Origin of the sequence: Candidatus Protofrankia californiensis (genome assembly GCF_900634765.1) — a bacterium.
Classification (GTDB): Bacteria; Actinomycetota; Actinomycetes; order Frankiales; family Frankiaceae; genus Protofrankia; species Protofrankia californiensis.
Genome location: NZ_CAAAFT010000176.1, coordinates 4,208 through 4,826, shown reverse-complemented (window position 1 = coordinate 4,826; position 619 = coordinate 4,208). Strand labels below are relative to the sequence as shown.

Sequence of the window (619 nt, the reverse complement as noted above, 5' to 3'; positions counted from 1 at the left end):
GTCCCCGTGCACGAGCGCGTCCCCGGGCACGGGCGTGTAGGACGTGCAGGCGCGGCCCGCTTGCGTGCGGCCGTCCGGTTCCCCACGCGGGAGGGCCGCGTACGCGGCAAGGATCTCCCCCACGAGGGGATCATCGCCAGCCGGACCGGACAGCCCGGACAGCTTCGCCATCGCACGCTCAAGACCCCGGCGGACCCTCGCCGGTGGAACGGGCCGCCACAGGGGTACCGCGTGCAGCCGGGCGAGCAGGGTCGCCGCCTGCTCCCACGGCAGATCGTCGACGGCCGTCTCGGACACCGTCCCGAAATCGTCCGGATGCAGGGGCGTGCCCACCGGCCAGGCGCTGACAAGCCGACCCCGGACCCGTATGAGCATCCCCGGCGCGTCCGCGCCCGGGATGGGAAGGGGCGCAAGCAGGCTGTCGGTCAACCGGGGGTCGGCCGCCAGGCGCAGCCGGAGCGCAAGCTCCGCCGGATCGCTCCCCGGCGCGTGGGCCTTGAGGACGGCATCGCCGTAACGCACCAGCAGCCTGTCGTGACGGGCGGACAGGACGACCGCGACGTCCGGCTTCTGCTCACCCACGATCCGCCGGCCGACCGCTGCCAGTGCGGCAATCAGC

General features: G+C 74.2%; 1 pseudogene. It reads right to left on the bottom strand.

Going from position 1 to position 619, the window contains the following annotated elements:
* Positions 1 to 619, bottom strand: a pseudogene (locus DD1DGNOD_RS26780) (aminoglycoside phosphotransferase family protein); the annotation flags it as partial.